Source organism: Chondromyces crocatus, from assembly GCF_001189295.1.
GTDB lineage: Bacteria > Myxococcota_A > Polyangia > Polyangiales > Polyangiaceae > Chondromyces > Chondromyces crocatus.
Genome location: NZ_CP012159.1, coordinates 1706437 through 1731679, shown reverse-complemented (window position 1 = coordinate 1731679; position 25243 = coordinate 1706437). Strand labels below are relative to the sequence as shown.

The window sequence follows — 25243 nt, the reverse complement described above, 5'->3', positions numbered from 1 at the left end:
CCGGTGAGGTTGGAGCGATCGAACTGCGGTGAGCCACTGACGACGGTGGTGCCGTCCGGTGTCGTGCTCGGATCGATCCACGCGCCCTGGGATGGAACGACCGTCATCGACAGCGAGAGGACGTACACAGGGTGGCTGCGGCAACGAGGGGCCGATGAAGACGCCGTCAGCAACAAGGAAGCTGCGACAGCGGTGGGCTCGGAGGAACGCCTCCACGTGATGCGCGAAGGCTGTCCATCTCTCGGAAAGGATCAGAAACAGCAGGCGAAGGGACGCGCGATGGCGCAGCTGCTGGTGCTGGCGATGATGCCGGCGGCATTGACGCTCGTACCATTGGAGTTGCTCGCTGCGGTGGCCCCCCCGTTGCAAGTCGCCGCCAGGGAGGAGCTGCGGCCATACGTGGGCACGCCGTTGAGGCTCAGGCCACCCGTGATGTTGGTGCTCGGATCGAGCCAGGCGCCTTCTTGAGGGATGGTGTGGGACGAGCTCGTACGAAGGTACTCGGCTGCGTGGCAGAGGTGAGCGCCGGGGTACTCGGCGTTGCACCTGCTGTGGGCTGCCACGCGACCACCGTGGTTGCCCGCGTAGCTGTCCGAAGTCACCCCCGCGAAGGCGGACATGGATGCCCCGTTGCAGCACGCGAGGGGCCGCGCCTGGGCACATGAGCTGATCAAGACAGGGATCCCCGAAGGCTGCACGATGTATCCGTTGGTGTTGGTGGCGCTGGACTCCCAGCTACCGCAAACGCTCGAAGCGGCGTTGCTGCGCCCGAACTGAGGAGAGCCGCTGAGGACGGTGGAGGCATCCGGCGTGGCGCTGGGATCGATCCAGGCGCCATCCGGAGGAACGGGCGTCATCGACACGGAGAGGACGTACTCCGAGGCATGACAGAAGTGCGCGCCCGAAAACTCGGCCGCGCAGAGGGCATGGGCGGCAATGCGGCCTCCGAGGTTGCCGGTGTAGGTCGCCACGGTGAAGCCGGCGAAGCCCCACTCGTCCTCGGTATGAGCGCCCGTGCCTGGAGGGCCTGCTGGCCCTTGGGGTCCCGGTGGGCCCGCGGGGCCCGTGCCGCTGGGACCCACAGGACCCGTGGGTCCGGCTGGCCCCATCGGCCCCATGGCCCCCACGGCGCCCGCAGGACCGGCGGGTCCGGCTGGCCCAGCTGCTCCCATTGCACCTGCCGCACCCGTTTCGCCCGTCGGGCCAGTCGCCCCCGTCGCACCCGTCGCACCCGTCGCACCCGTCGCACCCGTCGCACCCGTCGCGCCCGTCGCACCCGTCGCACCCGTCGCACCCGTGACACCAGCAGGACCCGCCGCGCCTTGCGCGCCAGCAGGTCCCGTGGGTCCTTGAGGCCCCGCGGGGCCGGGCAGGCCTTGCATCCCGGCAGGTCCCGGAAGTCCTTGCGGACCAGCGGGTCCTTGAAGGCCTGGCATGCCAGCGGGACCCTCGGGACCTTCGGGGCCGGTGGGGCCCGTGGGGCCCACACCGTCGGCATCCCCAGGGGGTCCAGGGGGACCTTCAGGTCCGGTAGGACCCGTTTCTCCTGCAGGTCCCTCCGGCCCGCGCGGTCCCTCGGATCCTTCGTCGCCGCCACAGCCAGCCACACCGTTCAGACCCATCACGAGGACGAAGGAAAGCCGCGAGAACGCTCGGAGTCGCATCACCATGAACCTGTCTCCAGATGAAAAAGGCGAGCGACCATAATCCACAGAGTGCGTTCCTGATGCGCTCGATCGAAAAACCGCGTCGAAAGTCGCTGTTCATGGAGAGACCGCGCGCTCTCGCTTCAGGTGAAGTGCACATCCGGCATCGAGGCATCGCACCGCATCGACGCATCGAGGTCTCGAAGAGAACGCTCGCTCCAGGCGAGGCGGCAGCACGCATCGAGCGGCGATCTCGCGTCAGACGAGGCGGGAGCACGCATCGAGGACGCCTCGGTTGCAGCGCTCCTCGTGGAGATAGCGATGTTTCGCCGCTTCGTCGGGGATGCGCCCAGCACGCAGCGCGATCGCTGCGGCAGCGTCCTGGAGGCAGGTCCTGGAGGCGTCACGCTTTCCTGCCAGCAGCAAGGCGTCGGCCGCTGCGGCCAGAAAGGGGATCTCGGCAAAGCCAGCGGCTCCGAGCCGACGGACTCGCTTGAGTTCTTCGTTCACGATGGTCACGGCTTCCTCGATCCGTCGTTGCCCGAGCAGGGCCTGGATCGAGCAGGTGGATGTGGCGAGCCGGTAAATGGGGACCTCGTGGCTCAAGGCGCGGGCGCGACCAGCCTCGGCCTCGGCGCTCGCCCACTGCGCCTGCGCAAGGGCGATACGAGCCAGGGCCCAGCGGGCGCTGAGTTCGTAGGTGGGGCTGACGTCGGCGTCGAGGACGCGCTGAGCGAGCGTGGTCGCCTCGATGAGGTTCTCCCGCGTGGAGGTCTCACTGAGGGCGTACGCCAGATAGAACTGCGCGTTGGCCAGGAGGTAGCCGTCGCCGAGCCGCTCCGCGAGCGCGAGGGCACTCCGGCAGGCCTGCTCGGCGCCCGCGAGATCGGCAAGCACCGCCCGCGCGAAGCCCCCCAGGGTGCGCACGAACGACAGGTGGTGGGGCGCCTGGATGTCGAGGAAGGCGCTCTCGCTCTGCTCGGTGAGTTCCTTCGCACGCCATGGATCGGCGTCGAGCACGGTGATGAAGAAGGCATGCCAGTGGAGGGCCATGCCTCGGACGTGGGGGTTGCCGTCGAAGAACTCGCGCTCGGTACCGTTTAATCGCGCAAGGCAGTGCTGGGCCTTCGCGCGCGCCCCCACGACGGTGAACGAGCCGACGAGCTGACACAGGGCGACGAGATGGGCGGCGCGCGCATCAGGGGCCGGTGTCAGCAGGAGGAGGTCGTCAGAGAGCGCCGCGGAACGCCTGAGCTGGCCGACCTGGGGAAGCACGTGCAAGAGCTTCTCCGCGGTGCGGCACCACCATGCGCTGCCGGTCGGCAAGAGCTCGAGCGCCGTCAGGCCCACGGACGCGCATCGAGGCCAGTCGCCAAGGCCATGCAGGGCGATGGCCTGGATGCCGTGCAAGATCCCGAGTTCGAGGCCCTGGGCACCGTCGTCGAGCCCCTTGGTCGCTCGCGCGAAGGCTTCGCCGAGATCGTTGCGGTCCAGCGATTGCTCGGCCGCACGGAGGTGGAACGTCAACGCGCGCGTCGGCTCCCCGCCTTCGTGCGCATGACCAGCGATCTCCATCGCGTCCGAGTCGCCCATGGCTTCGAGCCAGTGCCCGACGAAGACGTGGCCCGTGCGACGATCCGTGTCCGTGAGCAGGCTGTAGGCCGCGTCGCGGACGAGGGCGTGACGGAAACCATACTCCAGCTCGTCAGGGAACCGGCTCTTGCGGCGGCGCTGGATGAACTCCGCGTCGACGAGCTGGGGCAGCAAAGGCGAGACGTCCTCGGGCGCTCCCCACGCTTCGCACACACGCTGCACGGGCTCCGCCCAGAAGGCCTCACCGAAGATGCTCGCCGCACGAAGCAAGCGTCGTGACGTGAGGCAAAGGCGTCCGATGCGTGCCTGAAGCATGGCCAGCACCGTCTCGGGGACGACGCCGCTTTTGCCCTCCGCCTCGGTGCGGATCAGCTCTTCCAGGAAGAGGGCGTTCCCGCCGGCCAGATCGGAGAGCCGTGCGATGGTGGAGGCGTCCACGGTGGCTCCGAGGACTTCTCTGATGAGCGCCTCGCTCGCCCTGCGGCTGAGCGGCTGAAGGGTCAGCTCCAGCGCGCGCTTCGACAGGAGGTCGGGAAAGGCGGTCTTCACCTCGGGCCGCGCGAGCGCGAGGACGAGGAGCGGCAGATCCCCGCCATCCCGCAGCGAGGTCTCCACGAGCTTGACCGTCATGGCATCACCCCACTGGAGATCTTCGAGGACCAGGACGATCGGGTGGTGCGCGCACTCGGCGACGAGCCAGTCGAGGAACGCTTGCGTGATCTGCTCGCTCATCAGGTGGGGATCGCTACGGGCGGCGCGGAGCGGTGGGTTGTCCTCGTCGGGCGAGCACACGCCGCACAGTTCACCCAGAAAGTCCGCGATGCGTCCGGTGTCGGGAGCGGCGACGTGGCGGCAGAGCTGCGCCACGAGCCGTGTGCGCGCCTGCTCCGGGGCGTCTCCAGCACGGATGCCGGCAAGGCCGCGGAGCGCACCACTCAGGATGCCGTAGGGCGAGCCGGCAGTGACGGGATCGCCGTGGCCAATGACGATCTCCGCCTGGGGATGCGTGCTCCGGAGGCGGCGAAGCAGCTCATGGCGCACCCGGGATTTCCCGGTCCCCGGTGCCGCGACGATCAGTGCCGCCTGGGCGATGGCATCATCGACGGCCCGGGTCATGAGCCCCTCCAGCTGCGTGAGCTCGATCTCTCGACCAACGCAGGGGGTAGGTCTTCCAAGCAGGAGCCTGCTCTCGTCGAGATCAGAACGCTCGCCGAGCAGGATGGCCGTGTCTCCTTCGGTCGCAATGAGGAAGCGGGCGTCGAGGAGTCCGGCCGTGAGCGGGTCGATCCGGATCCATCCCTCCGCTGGCAGGTCGATGGCGGCTTGCGAAGTGGCGCGCTCGAGAAGGAGCGCGGCGCGATCGACGGCTTCTCCGACGGGGTGCCGCAGATCGACCAGGGCGCGCCCGGTGGCCAGGGCGATCCGGGCGGTCGGCCAGACCTCGCGCACGTGGAGGGCGGCGCGCGCTGCGGTGCGCGCGAGATCGGTGGCGACGTTGCCCGAAGAGAGGATCGCGAGGAGCGTCGATCCGGCAATGCTCTCGACATGGAAGCCGAAGCGAAGCAAGGCGCTCTCCACTTTGTGTCCCGGGGTCGAGCTTCCCGATCCGGCCTGCGAGGAACCTTCTTCGCCGGGGGCCTGGGGCAGCGCGAGCAGGAGAGCGCAAGCAAGCATCTGCTCGGGCGTCGCCGGGGCCGCGTGCGTCGACGGGGCGCTGGGCGACCACGCGACGGCCGTGGTGCCTTCCTCGAGGACTGCGAGGGGTAGCTTCGCAAGCTCGACACCCAGCGCCTCCGCACTTTGCGGGCGGTGGGCCGGGGTCTTGTCGAGCATGCGCGTGAGCAGCGCCGCCCAGGGCCCCGGGACCCCAGGCCTCAGGACCTGGATGGGCTCCTCGACGTCGAACAGGATCCGCGCGAGCACCCCGGCGATGTGGGGGGCATCAAACGGTGGCCTGCCCGCCAGGCATTCGTAGAAGATGACGCCGAGCGCGTAGACGTCGCTCGCGGGGACGATCGCCTGGCCGTTTCCGGCCTGCTCCGGCGCCATGTACTGGGGCGTGCCCAGGATGGCGCCCGACAGGGTGAGCCGAGAGCGGGTCGCGAACCGGCGCGCGATGCCGAAGTCGAGCAGCGTGAGGTGCTGGATGGAGCCGCCGGGCAGGAAGAAGTTCGCTGGCTTGAGGTCGCGGTGAACGATGCCGTGGGCGTGCACCGCAGCCACCGCCTCGGCGGCACGGCGGATCACGTCGAGGGCGTCCCGCAGCGAGAGAAGGCCGCGATCCAGCCGGCCACGCAGGTCTTCCCCATCGAGCCAGGGCATGACGAGGTAGGGTCTCCCTTCGGTGGTGCGACCCTTGCCGAGGTACGGCACGACGCGGGGGTGCTGCACACGGGCGAGCGTGTCGGCCTCGCGCAGGAACCGCTCGACGTCCAGCCCGTCACCGGCATCGCCATCCATGAGCTTGAGGGCGACGATGCGCTGCTCCTCTCGGTCGAAGGCGCGATAAACCGAGCCCATTCCACCGCGGGCGACCAGGCGCTCGACCTCGAAACGGTCCGCGATCACCATCAGCTGCTCGCGCGCCATGACCTCCCCTGGGATGAGTCATCCCCCCCCTCGCACGAAACGTCATCTCTCCGGCCGGAGCATCGGGCCAGCCATCGTTCTATCAGACCGAGGTCGTGCCTGGGCGGTGAGGTCGTGCCCGCGAGGTCTGCTCGGCTCGACCGAGACCACCGCGGGTCGGCGCACCATCGGGCCCGCTAGAGACAGCAGGCGATTGGCTTCAGCGTGCCGCACTGACCAGCGCTCGTGATGCTCCCCCCCTGCTGGATCGACGTGCTCGAGTAACCGTTGCTGTTGCTGAGCCAGCCGTTGCAGGTGTTGCCGCCGTTGGCTCGGCCGAAGATCGCGGCGCCCCCGAAGACGACGCTGCCCGTGAAAGCGGTGCTCGGATCGAGCCAGGCGCCTTCGGCTGGAATGGGATCCAGGGCGTTGGACCGGAGGTACTCGGAGACGTGACACATGTGGGATCCGGGATGGTCCCCGGCGCACAGGGCGTGGCCTCCGGTGCGACCGCCGAAGTTGCCCGTGTGGGTGGTGGAGGTGAGGCCCGCGAACACGACGCGCGGTGCGCCGTTACAGCACGCGAGCGCGCGCGCGACGCCGCACTGGCCGGCACTCGTCAGGATGCCGCCGGTCGTGATGCTCGTGCTCGAGTAGCCGTTGCTGTTGCTGAGCCAGCCGTTGCAGGTGTTGCCGCCGTTGGCTCGGCCGAAGTGAGGCGCGCTCCCGAACACGATGGAGCCGTCGGGAGAGACGCTGGGATCGAGCCAGGCTCCGTCGGGGGGAGGCTCGGTCGCGGAGTTGGAGAGGAGATATTCGGAGGCGTGGCAGAAATGGGCACCGGGAAACTCGACACGGCAGGCCGTATGCGCGGCGGTCCGGCCTCCGATGTTGCCGTTGAAGGTCGCCACGGTGAAGCCGGCGAAGCCCCAATCGTCCTCCGTATGAGCCCCGGTGCCAGGAGGTCCAGCCGGCCCTTGAGGGCCAGGAGGTCCCGCGGGGCCGGTGGTGCCCTGAGGGCCCGTGGCTCCCGCCTGGCCCGCCGACCCCGCCGGCCCCGCCGGTCCCATCGCGCCCGTGGCCCCCGTGGCGCCTGCGGCACCAGCAGGACCCGTCGCCCCCACCCCGCCCGCAGGTCCAGTCGGTCCCGCAGGTCCAGCCGCACCTGGAGAACCAGGTAGCCCCTGCGGTCCCATGGGCCCTGCTGCGCCTTGCGGACCTGCCGGCCCCTGCGCTCCGGGTGCGCCCGCCGGTCCCTCGGGGCCGGTGGGGCCCGTGGCGCCCGTGCCACTGCCGTCACCAGGTGGCCCGGGCGGACCCTCGGGTCCCGGGGCGCCTGGCTCTCCAGCTGGCCCTGTGGGACCGGGCTGCCCCGCCGGCCCCTCGTCTCCGCCACAGCCCACGAGGCCGTTCACGCTGGCCAGCGCGAGAATGAGGGTGAACCGCGAAAACACCTGGTGTCGCTCTGTCATGAACCAGCCTCCGGGAAGCGTGAAGGAAAGGCGGGCGGACCATAGACCACCCTCTCCACTTCGTGCTCATGAACGACGCGCGCTCCGTGCAATGCTCGCCGCCTCGTGGCGGCCTTCCGCACCTGCTCCGCGCTCAGGGAGGAGGGCCTGCGTCGCTCGGCCAGCGCTCGACGAGCTGCTGGACGGCCTGGTTCCGGCGGAGGTAGCGCTCCTTCGCAAGGGCGTCGGGGATGCTGGAGGCGCACCGCTCGAGTTCGCGCACCGCATGACCGAGCGTGTCCCGCGCACGATCGACGTCGCCCGCGAGGAGCAAGGCCTCCGCGGCAGCCGCTCGGAACAGGATCTCGGCGAAGCCCCCGCCGCCGAGGCGGTCGATCCGCTCGAGGTCCTCTCTCGCGATGTTCGCGGCTTCCTCGACCCGGCCCTGGCCGATCAGGCTCCGTAAAAGGCAGCGCGACAGCGCCACCCGGTACGATGGGAGCGTCTCGAACAGCGCGTGCGTGGGGCGTGCCTCCACTTCGGCGACCGGCCACTGCTCACGAGCGAGCGCCACCTCGGCGAAGATCCAGTGGGCGCAACCATCGTAGGACGCGCTGATCTCGGCATCGAGGACGCGCTGCGCGAGCGCCACCGCCTCGTCGAGGAGGGCCGGCTCCGAACGCTCGCTGAGGGTGTGCGCGAGGTAGAACCGCGCATTCACGAGCATGTAGCCGTCGCCGAGCTGCTCGGCACCAGCGAGCGCGCTGCGGCCCGACTGCTCGGCCCCCTCGAGATCGCCCAGCTCCAGGCGCATGAAGCCCACCAGGGCACCGGCGAGGGCAAGCTGGTAAGGAACCTTGCCCTCGGCGAAGACCCGAGCGCTTTCCTCCGCGAGCACGCACGCGCGCCAGGGTTCGGCGCCGAGTACCGCCAGGAAGTACGAGTGCCAGCAAAGCGCCATGCCGCGGGCGCGCAGGTCGGTGTCGAAGAGGGTGTGGCCGTTCTTCTCCAGGAGGGCGATGCAGCTCTCGGCTTTGCCCCGCGCACCCACGAGGGTCAACGAGCCGATCAAGGTGCAGAGGGCGTAAACGTAGGCGGCGCGCGCGTCGGTCTCCGGGGTCGTCGCCAGGATCTCGTCGGTGAGGAGGTTCGCCCGGTCGATCCGGTCGAGCTGGGCGAGCACGTGCAAGAGCCGCTCGGCAGTGCGGCACCACCACAAGCTCCCGCGCGGAAGGAGATCGAGCGCTTCGAGCCCGGTCTCGCTGCAGCGGGCCCACTCGCCGAGCTTGTACAGCGCGATCGACTGGATGCTCGAGAGGACGCCGCGCGCATGGCCTTCAGCACCACAGGCAAGGCCCTTCGCCGCATGCGCGATGGCCTGGTGCTGGTCGTTCTGGCCGAGGGACTGCTCGGCGGCATGGGTGTAGAACGTGAGCGCGCGCTCCTGCTCGCCGCCAGCCCAGGCGTGGCCAGCGAGCTCGATGTCGTCGGTGTCCCCCATGGCCTCCAGCCAGCGGCCGGCGAAGAGATGGCCCGACTGTCGGTCGCTGCTGGTGAGAAGACTGTAGGCCGCGTCGCGCACGAGGGCGTGCCGGAAGGCGTACTCGGCATGGGTCGGGAACCGGCTGTGACGGCGGCGCTGTACGAACTCGGCCTCGACGAGGTGGGCCAGCCACGGCGTGACGTCCTCTGGCCCTCCCCAGACATCGCAGAGCCGCTGGATGGGCTCCGCCCAGAAGGCTTCGCCGAAGATGCTGGCCGCACGCAGGACGCGGCGCGCATCGGGCGTGAGGTGAGCGATGCGCGCCTGGAGCATGGCGAGCACCGTCTCCGGTGCTTTCCCCGCCTTGCCCTCCGCTGCGGAGCGGATCAGCTCCTCGAGGAACAGCGCGTTGCCGCCCGCCAGCTCGGTGAGACGGCCCAGCACCGACGGGGTGACGGCGTCACCGAGGACGCCTCGGATGAGGGCCTCGCTCGCCCTGCGGCTCAAGGGCCGGAGCACGACCTCCTGCGCGTGCTCGGCGAACAGGACCGGGAACGCGTCCTTCACCTCGGGCCTGCCGAGTGCGAGCACGAGAAGGGGGATGTGGTCGCCATCGCGGAGCACGCTGTCGATCAGCTTGACGGTCAGCGCGTCCCCCCACTGCAGATCTTCGAGCACGAGCACGATGGGGTGCAGGGACGCCTCGGCCACGAGCCAGTCGAGAAAGGCCTGCACGATCTGCTCGCTCATGTAGCGCGGGTCGCTGCGGGCCGCGCGCAGCGCCAGGCTGCCGTCCGCAGGAAAGAGCACGCCGCACAGCTCGCCCAGAAACTCGATGACCCGCTGGACCTCCGCGGGCGGCAGGTGCCTGCCGATGCGCTCGGTGAGCAACGCCCGGGACTGCTCCCAGGGGTCGCCGGCGCAGATCCCGGCGTGCTGGCGGAGGGCATTGCTCAGCAGGCCGTACGGCGACCCCGCCGTGAGGGGATCCCCCTGGCCGGAGAGGATCACAGCCTCGGGGTACGTCCGCTGGACGCGGCGGAGCAGCTCGTGGCGCAGGCGCGATTTACCGGCCCCGGGAGGCGCGAGCACGAGTGCGGCCTGGGCCACGTCATCCTCCACGGCGCGGGCCATCAGGCCCTCGAGCTGCGCCAGCTCTACTTCTCTCCCGACGCAAGGCGTGGGCTTCCCGAGCAAGAGGCGGCTCTGATCCGGCGCCTGCTGCTCGCCGCGCAGCAGCACGCCGCCCGCCTCCTTGCTCATGACGAAGCGCTCGTCGAGGAGGCCGGCGGTGAGCTGGTCGATCCAGATCCCGCTCTCGGCGCCGACGCCTCCCGGACCTCTGTCGTGAGTGGCCGAGAGGAGACACGCGGCGCGATCGACGGCCTCGCCGACGCAGGTGTGGTGGCCCAGGAGAAGGCGGCCCGTGGCCAGCGCGATCCGCGCCTCGGGCCAGGCTTCACGCGCGTAGAGGGCGCCTCTCGCTGCAATGCGTGCGAGATCCGTGGCGACGTTGCTCGACGAGAGGGTGGCGATCAGCGAGCCGTCCGCGAGCACCTCGGTCACGAACCCGAAGCGAGAGAGCCCGCTCCGCACCGTATCGCGACGGGCAAACAGCTCGGCCGTGAGGTGTGAGGAGCGCTCGGACTCCGGCACTTGCAGCTCGGCCACCGTGTGCCTGAGGGGGATGATGAGCACCACGCACACGAGCGTCTGCTCACCGGCCGCGAGCGAGGACGGGCTGGTCGACCAGGCGGCGGTGGCATCGCCGTCGATGTCGTCACTCGCCGCGGGCAGCCTGGAGAGCCGCATCCGCAGCGTGATCGCGTCCTTCGGGCGCAGCGCCGGGGTCTTGCTCAACATCTGGCCGATCAGCTCGGCCCAGGAGTCCGGGATGGAGGGTCGGAGCGCACGGATCGGCACCTCGGCCTCGAACAGGACCCGGGCGAGTACCCCTGCGAAATGGGGTCCGTCGAAGGGCGGCTTGCCGGCCAGGCACTCGTAGAAGATGACGCCGAGGGAGTAGACGTCGCTCGCTGCGAGGATCGACCGGCTGCTCCCGGCTTGCTCGGGCGCCATGTACTGCGGGGTGCCCAGGATCATCCCCGACAGGGTGAGCTGCATCGCGGAAGTGATGCGGCGCGCGATGCCGAAGTCGATGAGCGTGAGGTCGGCGATGGAGCCGCCCGGCAAGAACAGGTTTGCGGGCTTGAGGTCGCGGTGGACGATGCCGAGGGCGTGCACCGCCGAGAGGGCCTCCGTGGCCCCCTTGAGGACCTCCAGGGCATCGCGCAGGGAGAGCGGGCCGCGCGTCAGCCTGCTGCGCAGGTCCTCCCCATCGAGCCACTGCATGACCAGGAACGGCCGGCCTTCTTCGGTCTGCCCCTGGCCGAGGAACTGGACCACGCGCGGGTGTTCGAGGTGGGCGAGCGTTTCGACCTCACGGGCGAAGCGCTGGGCGTCCATGCCCTCGCCGAGGCAAGCATCCATGAGCTTCAGTGCGACGAAGCGTTGCAGCTCTCGATCGAACGCGCGGTAGACCGAGCCCATCCCTCCCCGCGCCACCAGCCGCTCGATCCGGAACCGCTCGGGAATCCACGAGCTTCGCTCGTCAGCCATCGATACAACCAACCCCGGCTTCCGTCGCCCTCTACGTGGCAGGTGATGTCACGCCCCCCGCCCGTGGGCGGAGAGGCCGCGCGCATGGACTCTCGGACAACGCGGCGTCCTGTGCGGTCGGCGTCGCCCGCGGTGAGCTTGCGCCATACACGCTGGGGCAAGACCATCATGGACCATCGTGCGCCCCGAGACGGGCCTTATCGCATGGAAAGGCCGGCTTCGGTATACGTCATCCATGAGTACCGGGTCTCGGCATTACCTGAAGTCCGCCTTCAATGCGCGACCTCTCGGCATGTTCGTGGCCCCCAACTGGATCCTTCTCGGCGTATTCACGCTGCTCGGCCTGCTGAACTGGGGGTTCTGGGTGCTCGGCGCGGGTGTCGAGCTGGCCTACCTGTTCCTTCTCGTGAACAACGCTCGCTTCCGGCAGCACGTCGACAGCCAGGAGGCGGCCCGGCTCCAGGCGCCGACGCGCGAGCGCATCGAGGCGAAGCTCGCCCGGCTCGGACGCGAGGACCGGGCGCGTTACGAGGAGCTGCGCGGGCGCTGCGAGCGGCTGCTTCGCGATCCGCATGGAGACGCCGCGGCCATGGCGGTGCAGCGGGGGGCGCTGGACCGGCTGCTCTGGATGTACGTGCAGCTTCTCCGCTCCCGGGGCGCGCTGGAGTCGCTGCTCCGGGAGGCTGCCTCGCGCGGCGAGGACGAAGAGGCGCTGCTGCGCCAGGCGCAAGGGCTCGGCGTGCAGCAGGCGAGCGCCGACAAGCAGCTCGGCCGCAGCCTCGCGGCCCAGGAGGAGCTGCTGCGTCAGCGCGCGGCGCGGCAGGTGGAGGCGCGGTCGAAGCTCACCCAGATCGAGGCCGAACTCCGGCGGATCGAGCACCAGGTGGAGCTGATCCGGGAGGAGGCGGTGATCTCGGCCGATCCGAGCGCGATGTCGCTGCGCATCGACGCGGTGAGCACCGGCCTGAACGAGACGATGTCGTGGCTGCGAGCGCAACCCGAACTCGACGCCATGGAGCTGCTGGACGAGGCGCCGGAGCTGCTGGAGGCGTCGAGCGACGCGCGCACGGCAGGGAGACGCTGACGAGACGACGCTGACGAGACGAGGAGAAGAGGTGAGATGAGCAACGGGAAGGGCAGCGGCCAAGGGGGCCTGGGGAAGATCATTTCCCTGGTGCTGATCGCGGCGTTGATCGGCCTCGGGCTGTGGATCGTGATGCGCAAGGGCGACGACGACGCGCAGCATGGCGCGCCGTCGACGGGCGCCACGAGCACGGCGAAGGGGGCCACCCCCGAGGAGTCCGAAGCCTCCGAGGGGATCGTGGAGGCCAAGGGCGAGGTGCCGAGGTTGCCGCCTGCGGGCGCCTACGTACCGCAGGGCGACACGCTCGATGTGGAGCTGAGCCAGTACGCTGGGTACTCCGGGCTGATCGTGGCCAACGGGGGACTCTCCCCGGCAGAGGGCTCGGTGCTGCACAAGAAGCACGGGCTCAAGCTGAACATCAAGCTGGCCGAGGACGAGGACTGGGGCAAACTCGCGTCGGGCAAGCTCGCCGCCTCGGCGACCACGGTGGACGTGCTCGCGGTGTACGGGCGTCAGCTCGGGTCGGTGGTCCCGGCGCTGATCGGCTTCTCGCGTGGCGCCGATGGGCTGGTCGTGCGGAGCGACATCCGACGGATCAACCAGCTCAAGGGGAAGGTGCTCGTCACGTCGCAGTTCAACGAGGCAGAGTTCTTCATCCGCTTCCTCGCGCGAGAGGCGGGGTTGCCGCTCCAGGTGCTCCCGAGCAAAGACGCGCCCGCGGACCCAGAGAAGGTCAACCTGCTCTTCGCCACGGACGCGGAGGTGGCCGGGAAGGTGTTCCTGAACGACGTGACCGAGGGCGGACAACGGCTCGCGGGCTGCGTCACCTGGGCGCCCTTCACCGACGAGGTGGTGAAGCAGAGTGGCGGCAAGGCCCACACGCTCACCACCAACACCAACTTGCTCATCGTGGCCGACGTCCTCCTGGTCAACAAAGGGCTCTCCGAGCAGCACCCGAAGCTGGTCGCAGCGCTCGTGGACGGGCTGATGGAAGGCAACCGGATGGTGCGGGAGAACCCGACCGCGCACACCGAGGTGATCGCGAAGGCGTTCGGGTGGAAGAGCAGCGAGGTGCCGACGCAGCTCGCGAAGGTGCACCTCGCGAACCTGCCGGAGAACCAGGCGTTCTTCTCGGGCGCGATCGACGCGGCGGGCAGCTTCGGTGGGATCTATCAGTCGGCGGTGATGGCGTACGGGAGCGATCTCATCAAGAACCCCGTCTCCGAGGACAAGCTCGCCGACCTGAGCCACCTCGAAGCGCTGGAGAAGTCGGGGGCGTACAAGGACCAGAAGATCCTCATCGCGCCCATCAAGAGCGGCGGGTCGAAGACGCTGGAGGGCGACCCCCTCCTGTCGAAAGACATCCGGTTCTTCTTCGAGCCCAACTCGGCGAAGCTCGAGATGGCGGGCGAGAGCAAGGCGGCCAACGAGGAGAACTTCGCCGCGATCCGGAAGCTGCTCCAGGTGAGCCCCGGGTCGACGGTGCTGCTGCGCGGGCACGTGGACGACTCGATGGTGGCGGAGTTCCGCCGGCTGGGTGGTGAGGCGCAGGTGCAGAAGATGGCGCTGTCGGCCGTGCAGCTCAGCAAGGACCGGGCGGAGGACGTGCGCAAGTACCTGACGCAGCGGTTCAAGATCGACCCGAAGCGGGTGGACATCTACGGGGTCGGCTGGAACGAGCCGGTGAGCAAGAGCGACCACGACATGAACCGGCGCGTCGAGGTCCACTGGTTCACGCTGGAGTAGCGCTGGCCAGAGCCGCGCGCCGGCCAGGCGCGGAGAGGTGAGGCGCCCCGGGGGGGGAGCGCTCGACGAGGGGGAAGGGCGCTCAGGCGGGATCGGGCAGAAAGTCGCGGCGGGTGCACAGCGCGACCACGGGCAGCCCCGCGGTCCGGATCGCTTCGGCGCCTCCCTCCAGCCGATCGACGAGCGCGATGACGCCGACCACCTCGGCGCCGGCAGCGCGCAGCTTCTCGACCGCTTTCAGGGTGGAGCCCCCGGTGGTGATGACGTCCTCGAGCATCACCACCCGCGCTCCCGGATGAAGCGCCTTGTCCCCCTCGACCTGGCGCCGAGAGCCGTGATCCTTGGTCTCCTTGCGCACGTAGAGGGCGGGCAAGGGGGTGCCACGCAGGTGGCTCATGAGCGAGACCGCGCTGGCGAGGGGGCACCCACCGAGCTCCACCCCCGCCACGGCATCGCAGCCGGGCAGCGCGTCGAGGGCGTCGAGCATGAGCGCACCGACGAGGGCGTGGCCCTCGGCGGTGAGCACGGCTTGCTTGCAGTCGATGAAGAAGTCGCTCTCACGACCGGAAGCGAGGACGACCCGCTTCTGCTCGAAAGAGCGGTCCCGCAGGAGGTGGACGAGGCGCTCCCGGGCCCGGGGCCCGGTCAGGTCGTTCACCGGCCCCCGCGCTTTCGCACGGCAGCCTTGGTGCCCTTGCGGATGGCGGGGACGACCGGCGGGGGCGGTCCCCCGGGCGCGGCCGTCGAGGTCTCTTCTTCTTCCTCGGCCGCAGCGGGCTCGGGCGGGGGAGCCGGCGGCTCCTCGGCGACGACGCGAGGTGGCGGCGGCGGCGGCGCAGGCCGTGCCGGGGCCGCCTTGGGCGCTGCTGCGGCGCGGGTGGCGGGTGCTGGACGCGCCGCAGCGGGAGCCGGACGCGCCGCAGGTGCCGGCGCAGGGCGCGCAGCCGGCGTGGGGCGTGCGGCTGGGGTCGCGGCGCGCGCGGCGGCTGCCGGACGCGCAGGGGCCGCAGCAGCGGGGGCCGCAGCAGGAGCCGGACGCGCTGCGGCGGCTTGCTGGGAGCCCCCCTCGGGCAGCGGGCCCGCGGTGGAGACATGGCCACGCAGGAGCGCGCCAGGACGGATGCCGACCTGAGGTGCGCCCAGATCGCCGACGACCCGAGCGCCCTCTTCGAGGATGACCGCCTCCTCGCCGGAGACGCTGCCAGCCACGGCGCCACGAACCACCACCCGGCGGCCGCGCACGTCGCTCCGCACGAGCGCCCCATCGCCGACGGTCACGTCACCGCTGACGGCGACGCTCCCCTCGACGCGACCCAGAATCTCGAGATCACCCTCACCGCGCACGTTCCCGCGCACGGTGGTGGTCGGCCCGATCGAGGACTGGACCGTCATCGGTTACACATCCATGTCGACGTTGCCCTTGAACTGGGCCCCGTCTGCGATGGTCAACCGCGCCGCCTTCACGTCACCGACGAGGCGACCGCCCGCGAGCAGGTCGACGCGATCACTCGCGCTCACGTTGCCCGTGACCGTGCCGCCCACCTGGAGGGTGGACGCCGAGACGTCGGCCTCGATGACCGCGCCTCCCTCGACCGACACCACACCGTCAGCGGTGAGCTTCCCCCGCAGCGTGCCGGCCACTTCCACGTCCTCCTCGGACGTGATCTCGCCCTCGATCGTGAGCCCGTTCCCGATGATGGTTGCCACTTCGTGCTCCTCGTCGCCTTGCTCTGCGGACTAGCGGGACCCTCAGCGCCCCGTGAGTTCTTCCGGCAGCTCGAACTCCGCCTCGATGCGGCCCGTGAAGGACGCGCCCTCTTCCAGGACCACCTCGGCGCCCAGCATGTCACCGGACACGCGCGCGGTGGAACGGATCGTGATGGGCCCGCGCGCCGAGGCGTTGCCCGTGAGCTGGCCGCCGATGGTGAGCGCGCCGGCGTCGACGTCACCGGAGACGGAGCCTCCGTCGTCGATCTCGATGTCGCCGCTCACCTGGACGTCGCCCTCGATGGTGCCCTCCACGCGCAGGGAGCCGTCACCGTGGACACGCCCACGCACGCGGGCCCCGCGGCCGAGCACCGAGTCGGTCGCGTCGTCGGGGGATTGCCGTGCTGCTGTTGAGCCTCGAGCCATGCGAATCCTTCTACCTCGTGCAGCGCATTTTCTGCTGCGCGGCGGCGCGGACGCTACTCCAAGGCGCCTCGCCTCGCAACCGGCGCGGAGGTCGGAGGGCGCCCCGTGCGTCTCTCGTCTCGGGCGGGCAGCACGAAACTCGGCCTGGGCGACGAGGGCGCGCTGGTGACCGGGAGGGTGGAGCCTCGGCGCCGCACGGTCCGCGCGTTCATGGCGGGTGCGCCGGAGTTCCTGCTCCCCTTCCCTTCCTGCTCGCCGCTCCGCCGCTCCGCCGCTCCGCCGCTCTGGGGCTCACCCCTCGTCCCCCTGTCGCACCGAACCCACCAGCTCGGATTCGATGCGCGCCCACACCCCGTCGGCGCGTCCGCGGGTCCATCAACGCTCACCATCGCTCGACCTGCGCGACGAACCAGGCCGCATGTGCGGGCCCGAGGGGGGCACTCAAGAGCCCGGTCGAGCCCTGACTCTGGTAGAAGCGGAGACGATGCGCAGATCACACTTCCTTCGTTCCCTTTCCTGGGCGCCCAGCGTTGCAGCGTTGCTGATGAGCGTGACGGCCTCGGCCCAGCCGGCGGCGACCCCCTCGGAAGATGCCCCCGCGGTCCCACCGAGCGCAGAGCCAGGCCCGCCCGGCGCGCTCCCAGGCCAACCGCCCCCAGGTCAGCCACTGCCCTCGCCCGGGGGCCACCCGGGAGGCGCGGCCGGCGGCTGGCAAGCAGGGCAACCTCCCGCTGGCGGCTGGCAAGGGGGACCGCCCCCTCCGCCCCCCGGCTGGCAGGGAGGAACGCAAGCGCCTCCTGGCAGCTGGCAAGGGGGACCGCCGCCTCCACCGCCGGGATGGCAGGGTGGACCTCCCCCTCCGCCTCCGCCCCCGGGATGGCGAGCCGACCCCGCATCGACCGCCGACGAGTCACCCCCGAAGGCCGAACGCGAGGTGATCACCGCCGACGGTCTCCCGCTCGCCATGCGCGGCGGACTGCGCCTCGAAGCGGCACGCATGTCGGGCGCCAGGAGTTTGATGTACGGCACCCTGGACGTCGTCGGCCAGTTCTCGGTCGCCAAGCGGGTGTTCGTGGATGCGCGCTTGCCGCTGACCATCGGCAGCCTGGGCAACCCCATGCTGGGGGTGCACGGCGTGCTGCGACCCGACGAGAAAGTCTGGATCACCCTCGGCGGCGCGTTCGGCTTCCCCCTCGTCGGTCGCGATGAGCCGCTGGTGACGCCAGGCATGCAGGCGCAGGCCCTGTGGAACATGCACCAGTACGCTCCCGAGACCTTGCCGGTGCAGGTCCAGGCCGGCGTGGAGGCGCATGCCGGCAGCCTCGTCCTCCTCCGCGCCGAGCTCTCCCCGGTGCTGCACATCCGGACGTCGGACAGGTACGACGCCCTCGAACTCGCGCTCCAGTACGCCGCCGAGATCCAGCTCGGCCACACCATCGGCGGTGGCTTCCGCTTCCAGGGCGTATCACTGCCGACCGCGACCGACACCGACCACACCCAGCTCGCCATCGAGCCGTTCTTCATCCTGGAGCGCGAGCGGCTCTTCCTGCGGATGGGGTTGCTCTTGCCGTTGACGTCGCCCCTGGGCCCCCCCTTCGACCAGTCCTGGGGCATCCGCGCCGCGACCGGCATGCACTTCGACTAGAAAGCGCCCACTTCGAGCAGGAAACCGCGAAGCTGGGGCTGCCTTCGCGGCGGCGGCCGGAGCGCGGCACTGCTGCCCGCAGTGACGGAGCAGCTCTCGACCACGCCCGGCTCACCGTCGACGTTGCTCGTCAACCAGTGGATCGCCTCCGCGATGGAGGCCTCGGCCGGATCACCGAGCTGCGCCCCGAGCTGATCCTCGGCGGCGCAGTCGACGGGCAGGCCGTCGAAGTAGCCGCCGTCGCCGTCGGCGTTCACGGTGCGGAAGGTGATCGCCGAGACGGTCATCTCGCACTCCGTGTACGCACGTGACCCCACGGGCTTGCCGTACGTCGTCGCCCCGATGAGGCCGACCCGGATCCACGGGTCCAGCCCGTTGATCACGAGCTCGCTCGCGGAGGCGGAGGAGCCGGTGGTGATCACCGCGAGCCGGGGCAGCGAGAGCTGGTTCTCGGCGATGGAGAAGCGCGCGATCGCGTCCTCGCTCCGCTGCTGATCGTTGTGCAGGGTGAGGCTGTAGGCGCGTCCATCGAGGGGTTTGCCCCCGATGAAGCTGGCGAGCACCCGGGAGGCCTCCGTCAGACCGCCGCCGTTGTAGCGAAGGTCGAGGATGAGGTCCTGCACCTGCGCCTCGTCGAGCACGGCGAACGCGGAGCGGAGCCCGGCGTACGTCGGCGTGATGAAGCGGTCCACCAGCAGGTAGCCGATCTTCCTGCCACCGACCTCGAAGATCTTCGGCGCCGCGACGGACAGCAGCGTGTACACCCGCTTGTGCAGCGTGATCGTCTCGGGCTCCCCGCCCGCACGCCGCACACGCAGCTCGACGGCCACCCCCTCGGCGTCCTCCCCCGTGGCCGAGCCCCACCGGCCCTCGGCGTCGATCGTCTCGATGTCCACCCCGTTGATCGCCAGCACCTCATCCCCGCGCAGCAGCCCTGCCTCGGCAGCAGGCGCGCCCTCGTACGTCATGGCGATGCGGAACGCGCCGTCGGCATCGAACTTCCAGCGGACCCCGAGGCCCATGGACTTCCCCTCGCCGTAGTAGGCGCTCACCGTCGCGGCTGGCGAGATGTGGCTCCAGAGATCGCGCTCCGAGTACACGATCGCGTCGAGCAATGCTGCGGGCGAGTCGTAGGCGAGCGGATCGACGTCCGCAGGGATCTCCTTGTTCCAGAGGTAGGTCTCGTGCATCCGGCGAAGGAGCCGCTGGTTCATTGCGCTCGTCGAGCAGTCGACCCTCGGGTTGAGCGTCTCCTCGGGCGCGCAGCCCGGAAGCGTCGCCACGAGCAGGGAACCCCAGAGCCCCCCCGCTGCAACGAGCCTCGGGAGGGAAGCCCTTCGCGTGATCTTCTTCGGAGCGACCAGCACCATGGCCGGCGAGTGTACCGCGCCCTCAGGGGGCGTCACCCACCACCGCCGACCCCGACCTCGACCCGGAGCTGCCGGGGTCGGCAGCGCCGACCTCGCCGGCGACGGCCGGAGCAGCCCCATCCAGCCGGCGCCGAGCGCCCGTCACGCCGGGATCACCCCGGGATGAAGCGCATCGGCACGGCGATCGGCCCGCGCAACGAGATCGCGCACGTGTACGTGATCTCGCCCGGGAGCTGCTGCAACCGCCGGAAGCGCGAGAGCAGCGCTTCCAGGGACAGCCGCCCTTCCAGCCTCGCCAGCGCAGCCCCGAGGCAGAAGTGAATCCCGTGACCGAAGGCCAGCGCGCCATGCTGCTCCCGGTCCATGTCGAACTGGTCGGGGTCGTGATAGAGGCTCTCGTCCCGGTTCGCCGACCCGATCAAGCCCACGACGAGCGAGCCAGCAGGAATGAACTGCCCGCCGATCACCACGTCGGCGGAGCACACCCGCGGCAACCCCTGGAGCGGCGGCTCGTACCGCAGCACCTCTTCCACGAAGGCGGGGATCATGTGCGGCTCGGCCCGGAGCCGATCGTGATCCTGAGGACGCGCGGACAGGATCATCATCGCGTGGGCAATGAGGTTCACCGTGGTCTCGAAGCCGCCGCTCAGCAGGAGAAAGAGAAACGAGATGATCTGCGGATCGCTGAGCTTCACGCCATCGACCTCCGCCCGCGTCAGGTCGGTGACGATATCCTCCCGGGGATTTCGGCGACGCGCCGCAATCACCTCTTTGAAGTACCGCTCCATCTCGCCGATGCTGGACCGGATGGCACTGGCGAGCGGATCCACGGTCGCCGGCGTGATGACCGCGAGGTGCTCGCCCCACCGCTTGAATTCGCGGTGCAGTGCGGGGTCGAGCCCCAGGATCTCCGCGATGATCCGCGCAGGCAGCGGGCCCGCCAGCTCGGCGACCAGATCGGCCTCGCCCATGTCGCGGAGGCGGTCGCCGATTTCATTGGCGATGTCGGTGACGCGCCCCTCGAGGCGGCCGATGTTGCGCGGTGTGAATGCGCGGCTCACCAGCGCGCGCAGCTGGGTATGGTTCGGTGGATCGAGGGCGAGGATGGATTCGGCCACGGGATTCGGGCCAATGGTCGGAGGGCTCAGGATCACGCGGAATCCCGAGGAAGAGAAGCTCGTCACGTCCTTCGCGATACGCATGACGTCGGCGTGCCGCGCGGCGACCCAGATTCCACCTTTGACCTGGCATACGGGCCGGTTGCGACGCAGCTCGGCGTATACCGGATAAGGATTCCGGCGGGTGTTCTGGTCCATGAATAGATCGATTTGCTGGTTCACCAAGACCTCCCGGTGCTGATTGTTTCCGTGGAGCGACAGGCGTTTCCCATTTGGTATCCCTCGAAAATGAAAACCCGCAAGGGAACGCTCGCTTCCCAGATGCCCGGGGCGGCCAGTCCAACCAATTCGATACCAATGCGGTGCGCCGACGCGCAATCGGCCGCGATTTTCAGGCTCAATGAGCCCACGAGTGCTCCGTACGGGGCGGCGCGATGCACTCTCCGGGGCGGATGGGACGATCTGCTGCGACGCTCCTGACCGCTATCGACCGCGCGACCACGGACGAGTGACGAACGGATTCAAGCTCCGCGTGCCGACCACACCCGGCTAGATTCTTCATTCGATGTTCCTCCCTCTCCGGCGTCTCCACCGCGGCCTCTTCGCGCTGCTTTTCGTTTCCTGCACCCCCGGCCCTGACATACGACCAGCGCCTCCGCCGCCCGTGGCGCCCGCTCCCGGTTTCAACGGCGCTTCCGGCACGCGCGATACCGACGTGCAACCGCCTTCCATCGAGCGGCGCACCCTCACGCTGATCACCGAGCACGGCGCCCTCCGCGCCGTGGAAGCCCGGGGTCACGGCCTGGGGGAGCGTCTCGACGGCGTGTCGGGAGGGAACGCTGATCTCGCGCGGGCTCCCCGCTTCGGCACACTGGTGCGCGCCGTCGAGGCCGAGGTGCGCACCCTTCGCACGACGGACCCCTTGAGCGGCGTGGGCGTCGGGAGCAAACCCCACCGGCTCCTGGACGTGGGCTGGCTGCGCGCCGCCGACGCGCGTTTCGAGCTGAGTGGGGTGGTGAATCGCCTCGACCGGGCTCCTTTCCACCCCGGGAGCTGTGGCGAGGTGCGGCTCGCCTATCGCCTCGCCTACGGCCGCAGCTCACCTTCTGGACCGCTGGCCTCCAAGCTTCCGGCGACGGTCATCCTGGAGCTGCTCGTGCCGCCGTCCGGAGGAGACATCCCTTGCGCGGACGCCGCGCGCGCATGGCGAGCGCCGAGTCACCTGAGCGGCGCGGCCCTCGGCGCGTGGCTGACGGGCGAAGAGGGGCCGCTCTCCCCCGCGCGCGTGGCCACCCACCGGCTGCTCGGCGTGAATCTCAATGTGCAAACGGTGCGCTGGCCGTCCACCGTCCGGCCCCACATGGCGGGCCACGCCGAATACCTGCTGCTCGCCTTCGCCCCCGACGCGCAAGGCCACCTCGCCCCGAAGCCGCTCGAAAACACACCGGACGTGGCGAAGATCCGGACGGACCGCCGCCTTCGCGCGGAGCTGCTGCGCTGGATGGCCCACCCCGAGCACCTCGCGGCGATCGATGCGGGCACCGCCGTCCTCCCGGAGCCATTCCTGGCGAGGCGGGCGACGTCGGTCAGCCCCCGTGGCCTCGCGCGCCGACACAACCGCCCGTTCCGGCAGCTCTTCGAACCCCGGGAGCTCGCCGCGCTGGATCTGACCCCGTACCCCAGCATTCAATCGCCGGCGGCCTTGCTGCGCCGGCTCGACCAGCTCTCCTGCCAGGGGTGCCACCAGAGCCGCAGCGTGGCCGGCTTCCACCTCCTGGGGGAAGACCCCCCCGGCGGCCACGGCGCCAATGGCCTGCACGTGGCCGTCTCCCCTCACCTCGGCGACGACCTGCGGCGACGCGCGGCGCTCACGGAGGCGCTCGCCGGAGGAGCAGCACCCGATCTCCACGCCCCCATCGCCGAACGCGCCGAGCCCGGCGAGCGCGGTGGCCCGCGCCATGCCCATTGCGGCCTGGGAGATCCCGGCTTCGCGGCGTGGACGTGCGAGCCCGGGCTGGTCTGCACCCTGGGGGACCACGACGCCACCGATCGCGACGTGGGCGTGTGCTCCACGCCGGGCCCTGGCCGGGCAGGAGACGCCTGCGAGACCGCACGGATCCAGCCGAACGACGACGGACGGCGGGACGGCGTGGCCCGGATGACCCGCACGGCATGCGCCGCGCCTGCCGGCTGCGACACCAACGAGGTCGGCTTCCCCGGCGGCATGTGCTTCACGACCTGCGGCGACGCCGAGGCGAGCCCTGACGGCGTGTGCGGCGGGATCCCCGTGCTCGCCACCTTCAATGGCTGCCTCGCCCGGAAGCTCCCCTTCGAGCAATGCATTGCAGAGACCGTGCAGCCCGCCGGGCTTCAGGCCTGCGACGCCGAGCACGCATGCCGCGACGATTACGTGTGCGCACGGACCCCGGCCGGACGTGGCGCCTGCATGCCGCCGTACTTTCTGTTTCAGCTCCGCGTCGACGGGCACCCGCTGGCGCACTGAATTCGTAGCGCCCCAGCGCCGTCACGGCCCGCCAGCAATCGCCCTCCGGGGCACGATGGCGTCCCGGATGCCCGCGAGGGGCGCGGCCTCGTCGAAGAACACCCGCCGCTCTCCGAGTCGCACCCCGAGCTGCCGCCACAGCGCCTCCAGGTCCGGCTCCACCGGCCGATCCTTCCATTGCGCATACAGCTCCGCCAGCACGGGCACCCCGGTCGCCTCGTCCCCCACCTCGATCACCTGCTCGATCGGCCAGCGAACCGACACGTTTCCACCGGCCGCGAGGACCGCCCGCAACGCGTCGTCGAGCGAGCGCTCATTGCGCGTGCGCCTTCGAATCTCGACGTCCGCCAGAAAGCAGAACAGGGCCCCGCCCCAGTAGGTGCGACCCCAGGTGGGCGTATGGTCGAGCCCCCGGTCCCCTGGCTCCGGCAGCCCTTTCGGGAAGCCCAGCGCGAAATCGCGCCATACCTTCTCGACGGGGATCAGCCCCCTGCGCGCCCGCGCGATCGGCTCGACATAGGTGGCGATCCCTTCTTCGAGCCACGAATGCCGGCGATGCACATTGGGAAACCCGAGGTGCACGAACTCGTGCGTCAGCTCCCAGCCGCGCAGGAGCCCGTGCAACGACGTGGACCGCCCGACCCGCGCCATGACCGACGCGCCCCCATTGCCGAGTGCCGTGGAATATCCCCCGTGCTCTCCCTCCGACGGCAACACGATGACGAGCGCCGACGGGACGGGAAACGCACCGAAGTAGCCAGCGACGTCTCCCGCCGCCTGCTCGATCCACTGGCGGATCTCCTGCAACCCCACGTGCAGGAGACCGGGCAGCAGCGCCACCTCGATCACCCCCCCGCGCACGGGCACCTGGAGCCTCTCCACCGCCCCGAACACGGCATAGGGCGTGCGGGGGAGATCCGAGAGCGTCGCCTCGTACTCGTCCGGCGCCCCTGCCGCGCGGAAGAGCCCCGACGCGAACTGCACCCCCTCGGGCACCTCGACCCGGAGGCGGAACCGCGTTTCCTCGGCGTCCGGACCTCCCGGGGCAGGGCGAAGCAACCAGGTGGACGGTGGCGCCAGGTAGGTCCCCTGCCGTTCGGCGGCATAGCCGACATGGTCCATCGCCGCCGCCGCCTCATCGAGCAAGAAGCGGTACACGACCTGGCAGCCCTGAGGACATGCCGGCATGCGCCACCGGTCTCCGTGGAGAAGCAGCCGCCGAGGCGCCGCCGCACCGCGACCAGCGCCCTCCGCGCTGGCCGCTGCAACGAACTCGACGTCACGCACGAAGGCTTCGGCCCCCTCCTCCACGACCAGCAGACGTGCAGGACCTGGAGGCAGCGACAGCTCGATGCGCAGCGTCCGGGCGCCTGGAGCGGCCTTCGCGACGTACTGGAGGCCGCCGGAGGTCGCAGGAGATCGTCTCTCCAGACCGCGTGTCGCACCGTCCGCCGGCCCCCCCGTCCGGACGGACGACGAGCCACCGCACGCAAGGCCGACGCACGCAAGGCCGACCAGCGTGGACACGAGGGCGACCCAGAGGGGCACGGGCACGAGCGGACGATGAGAGAACGGCACGACGAGCACGCAGCGTAACGCCGACCGATGGCAACGGCACCGCCAGGTGAAGCGGCCTCACCTCGACCGGGTGAAGCCCCGTGACGCAGCCGGTCCAGCGCGGCACGCCGGTCCAGCGCGGCACGCCGGTCCAGCGCGGCACGCCCGGCGAAGCTCGACCCTGCAAGCCCCTTCGGTTAGCCTGGACGCGATGTCGGAGGACACAGGACGCAAACGCCTCCAGGATCTCTCGAAGTCCCTCCAGGAAAAGCTCACGGCCTCCGGCGACGCCCCGGTGAACCGCCGTGCCCTGAAGACCATCGAGCGCCTGGCCCGCGATCTCACCGGCGAAAGCGCCATGCCCGGCCTCCGCCTGTGGCGTGACGCCGCCGGGAAATTTCGCCTTCAGCGCCCACCTCGCAACGCCGAGATTGCCCTGGAGTGGCAGCGGGACATCACCGCGATGGTCCTCACCGCCGAGAAATTCGGCGAGCCCCGCCGGCTCGTCCGTTACGTGTACGAGCCGACCGAGGACATCTTCCGTCGCATGGAAGGCGAAGGCGAACTCCACGACGACCTGACCGACACCCTGGTCGAGTACCTCTACCCCGAAGCCAGGTAGCCTCGAACCGGGCCTCACCCGAAGCCAGCCAGCCTCGAACCGAGCCTCTTCGCCGGCACGGCACCTGCGGCAGCCTCCAGCGCAACCCCCGCGAAAAACCCGCCC

At 70.2% G+C, this 25243-nt stretch carries 16 protein-coding genes; 5 read left to right on the top strand and 11 right to left on the bottom strand.

All coding sequences use genetic code 11. The annotated features are described in order from the left end of the window. Positions 1-251: 251 nt before the first annotated feature. The 4 genes from CMC5_RS48355 to CMC5_RS06440 all read right to left on the bottom strand — a co-directional run bounded on the left by CMC5_RS48355 (position 252) and on the right by CMC5_RS06440 (position 11360). On the bottom strand, positions 252-1082 hold the full coding sequence (locus CMC5_RS48355) for a hypothetical protein (RefSeq protein ID WP_156338273.1): 831 nt from the start codon (positions 1080-1082) through the stop codon (positions 252-254). An 822-nt stretch (positions 1083-1904) separates the two neighbouring features. Continuing rightward, a complete protein-coding gene (locus CMC5_RS06450) occupies positions 1905-5828 on the bottom strand; it encodes a serine/threonine-protein kinase (protein ID WP_050429585.1) in 3924 nt (1307 codons plus the stop codon). A 176-nt stretch (positions 5829-6004) separates the two neighbouring features. Further along, complete coding sequence (locus CMC5_RS46380; protein ID WP_156338271.1) at positions 6005-7279, bottom strand: collagen-like domain-containing protein; 1275 nt, start codon at positions 7277-7279, stop codon at positions 6005-6007. A gap of 133 nt (positions 7280-7412) precedes the next feature. After that, positions 7413-11360 (bottom strand): serine/threonine-protein kinase, encoded by a 3948-nt coding sequence (locus CMC5_RS06440; protein WP_050429583.1) that lies wholly within the window; start codon positions 11358-11360, stop codon positions 7413-7415. Positions 11361-11595: 235 nt separating this feature from the next. Between CMC5_RS06440 and CMC5_RS06435 the strand changes: the two genes are divergently transcribed. Together CMC5_RS06435 and CMC5_RS06430 are read left to right on the top strand one after the other, a co-directional pair. Continuing rightward, positions 11596-12444: a hypothetical protein gene (locus CMC5_RS06435; protein ID WP_050429582.1), complete on the top strand. Its 849-nt coding sequence runs from the start codon at positions 11596-11598 to the stop codon at positions 12442-12444. Between the two features lie 36 nt (positions 12445-12480). Continuing rightward, positions 12481-14190, top strand: a complete 1710-nt coding sequence (locus tag CMC5_RS06430; RefSeq protein WP_050429581.1) for an OmpA family protein — start codon at positions 12481-12483, stop codon at positions 14188-14190. Positions 14191-14272: 82 nt separating this feature from the next. Here CMC5_RS06430 and pyrE read toward each other — a convergent pair whose 3' ends face one another. Genes pyrE through CMC5_RS06410 form a run of 4 tightly spaced genes read right to left on the bottom strand, consistent with a single transcriptional unit; the run spans position 14273 to position 16323 of the window. Continuing rightward, a complete protein-coding gene (gene pyrE, locus CMC5_RS06425) occupies positions 14273-14839 on the bottom strand; it encodes an orotate phosphoribosyltransferase (RefSeq protein ID WP_050435746.1) in 567 nt (188 codons plus the stop codon). A gap of 5 nt (positions 14840-14844) precedes the next feature. Then, entirely contained in the window at positions 14845-15582 is a 738-nt protein-coding gene (locus CMC5_RS06420; RefSeq protein WP_050429580.1) for a bactofilin family protein, read from the bottom strand. A 3-nt stretch (positions 15583-15585) separates the two neighbouring features. Next, positions 15586-15897 (bottom strand): bactofilin family protein, encoded by a 312-nt coding sequence (locus CMC5_RS06415; protein WP_050429579.1) that lies wholly within the window; start codon positions 15895-15897, stop codon positions 15586-15588. A gap of 42 nt (positions 15898-15939) precedes the next feature. Continuing rightward, positions 15940-16323, bottom strand: a complete 384-nt coding sequence (locus tag CMC5_RS06410; protein WP_050429578.1) for a bactofilin family protein — start codon at positions 16321-16323, stop codon at positions 15940-15942. A 544-nt stretch (positions 16324-16867) separates the two neighbouring features. Between CMC5_RS06410 and CMC5_RS44030 the strand changes: the two genes are divergently transcribed. After that, complete coding sequence (locus CMC5_RS44030) at positions 16868-17968, top strand: hypothetical protein (protein WP_156338269.1); 1101 nt, start codon at positions 16868-16870, stop codon at positions 17966-17968. Here CMC5_RS44030 and CMC5_RS06400 read toward each other — a convergent pair. Continuing rightward, a complete protein-coding gene (locus CMC5_RS06400) occupies positions 17965-19338 on the bottom strand; it encodes a S41 family peptidase (protein WP_050429576.1) in 1374 nt (457 codons plus the stop codon). The two genes, CMC5_RS44030 and CMC5_RS06400, sit on opposite strands and share 4 nt — an antisense overlap. A 152-nt stretch (positions 19339-19490) precedes the next feature. Further along, positions 19491-20654, bottom strand: a complete 1164-nt coding sequence (locus tag CMC5_RS06395; RefSeq protein ID WP_050429575.1) for a cytochrome P450 — start codon at positions 20652-20654, stop codon at positions 19491-19493. A gap of 367 nt (positions 20655-21021) precedes the next feature. On the opposite strand from CMC5_RS06395, the gene CMC5_RS06390 reads away from it, so the two are divergent. Continuing rightward, entirely contained in the window at positions 21022-22959 is a 1938-nt protein-coding gene (locus tag CMC5_RS06390) for a hypothetical protein (protein ID WP_156338267.1), read from the top strand. Positions 22960-22980: 21 nt separating this feature from the next. Here CMC5_RS06390 and CMC5_RS06385 read toward each other — a convergent pair whose 3' ends face one another. After that, a complete protein-coding gene (locus CMC5_RS06385) occupies positions 22981-24537 on the bottom strand; it encodes a M61 metallopeptidase family protein (RefSeq protein ID WP_156338265.1) in 1557 nt (518 codons plus the stop codon). Positions 24538-24727: 190 nt separating this feature from the next. Between CMC5_RS06385 and CMC5_RS06380 the strand changes: the two genes are divergently transcribed. Further along, on the top strand, positions 24728-25138 hold the full coding sequence (locus CMC5_RS06380; protein WP_050429572.1) for a hypothetical protein: 411 nt from the start codon (positions 24728-24730) through the stop codon (positions 25136-25138). Positions 25139-25243: the final 105 nt, after the last annotated feature.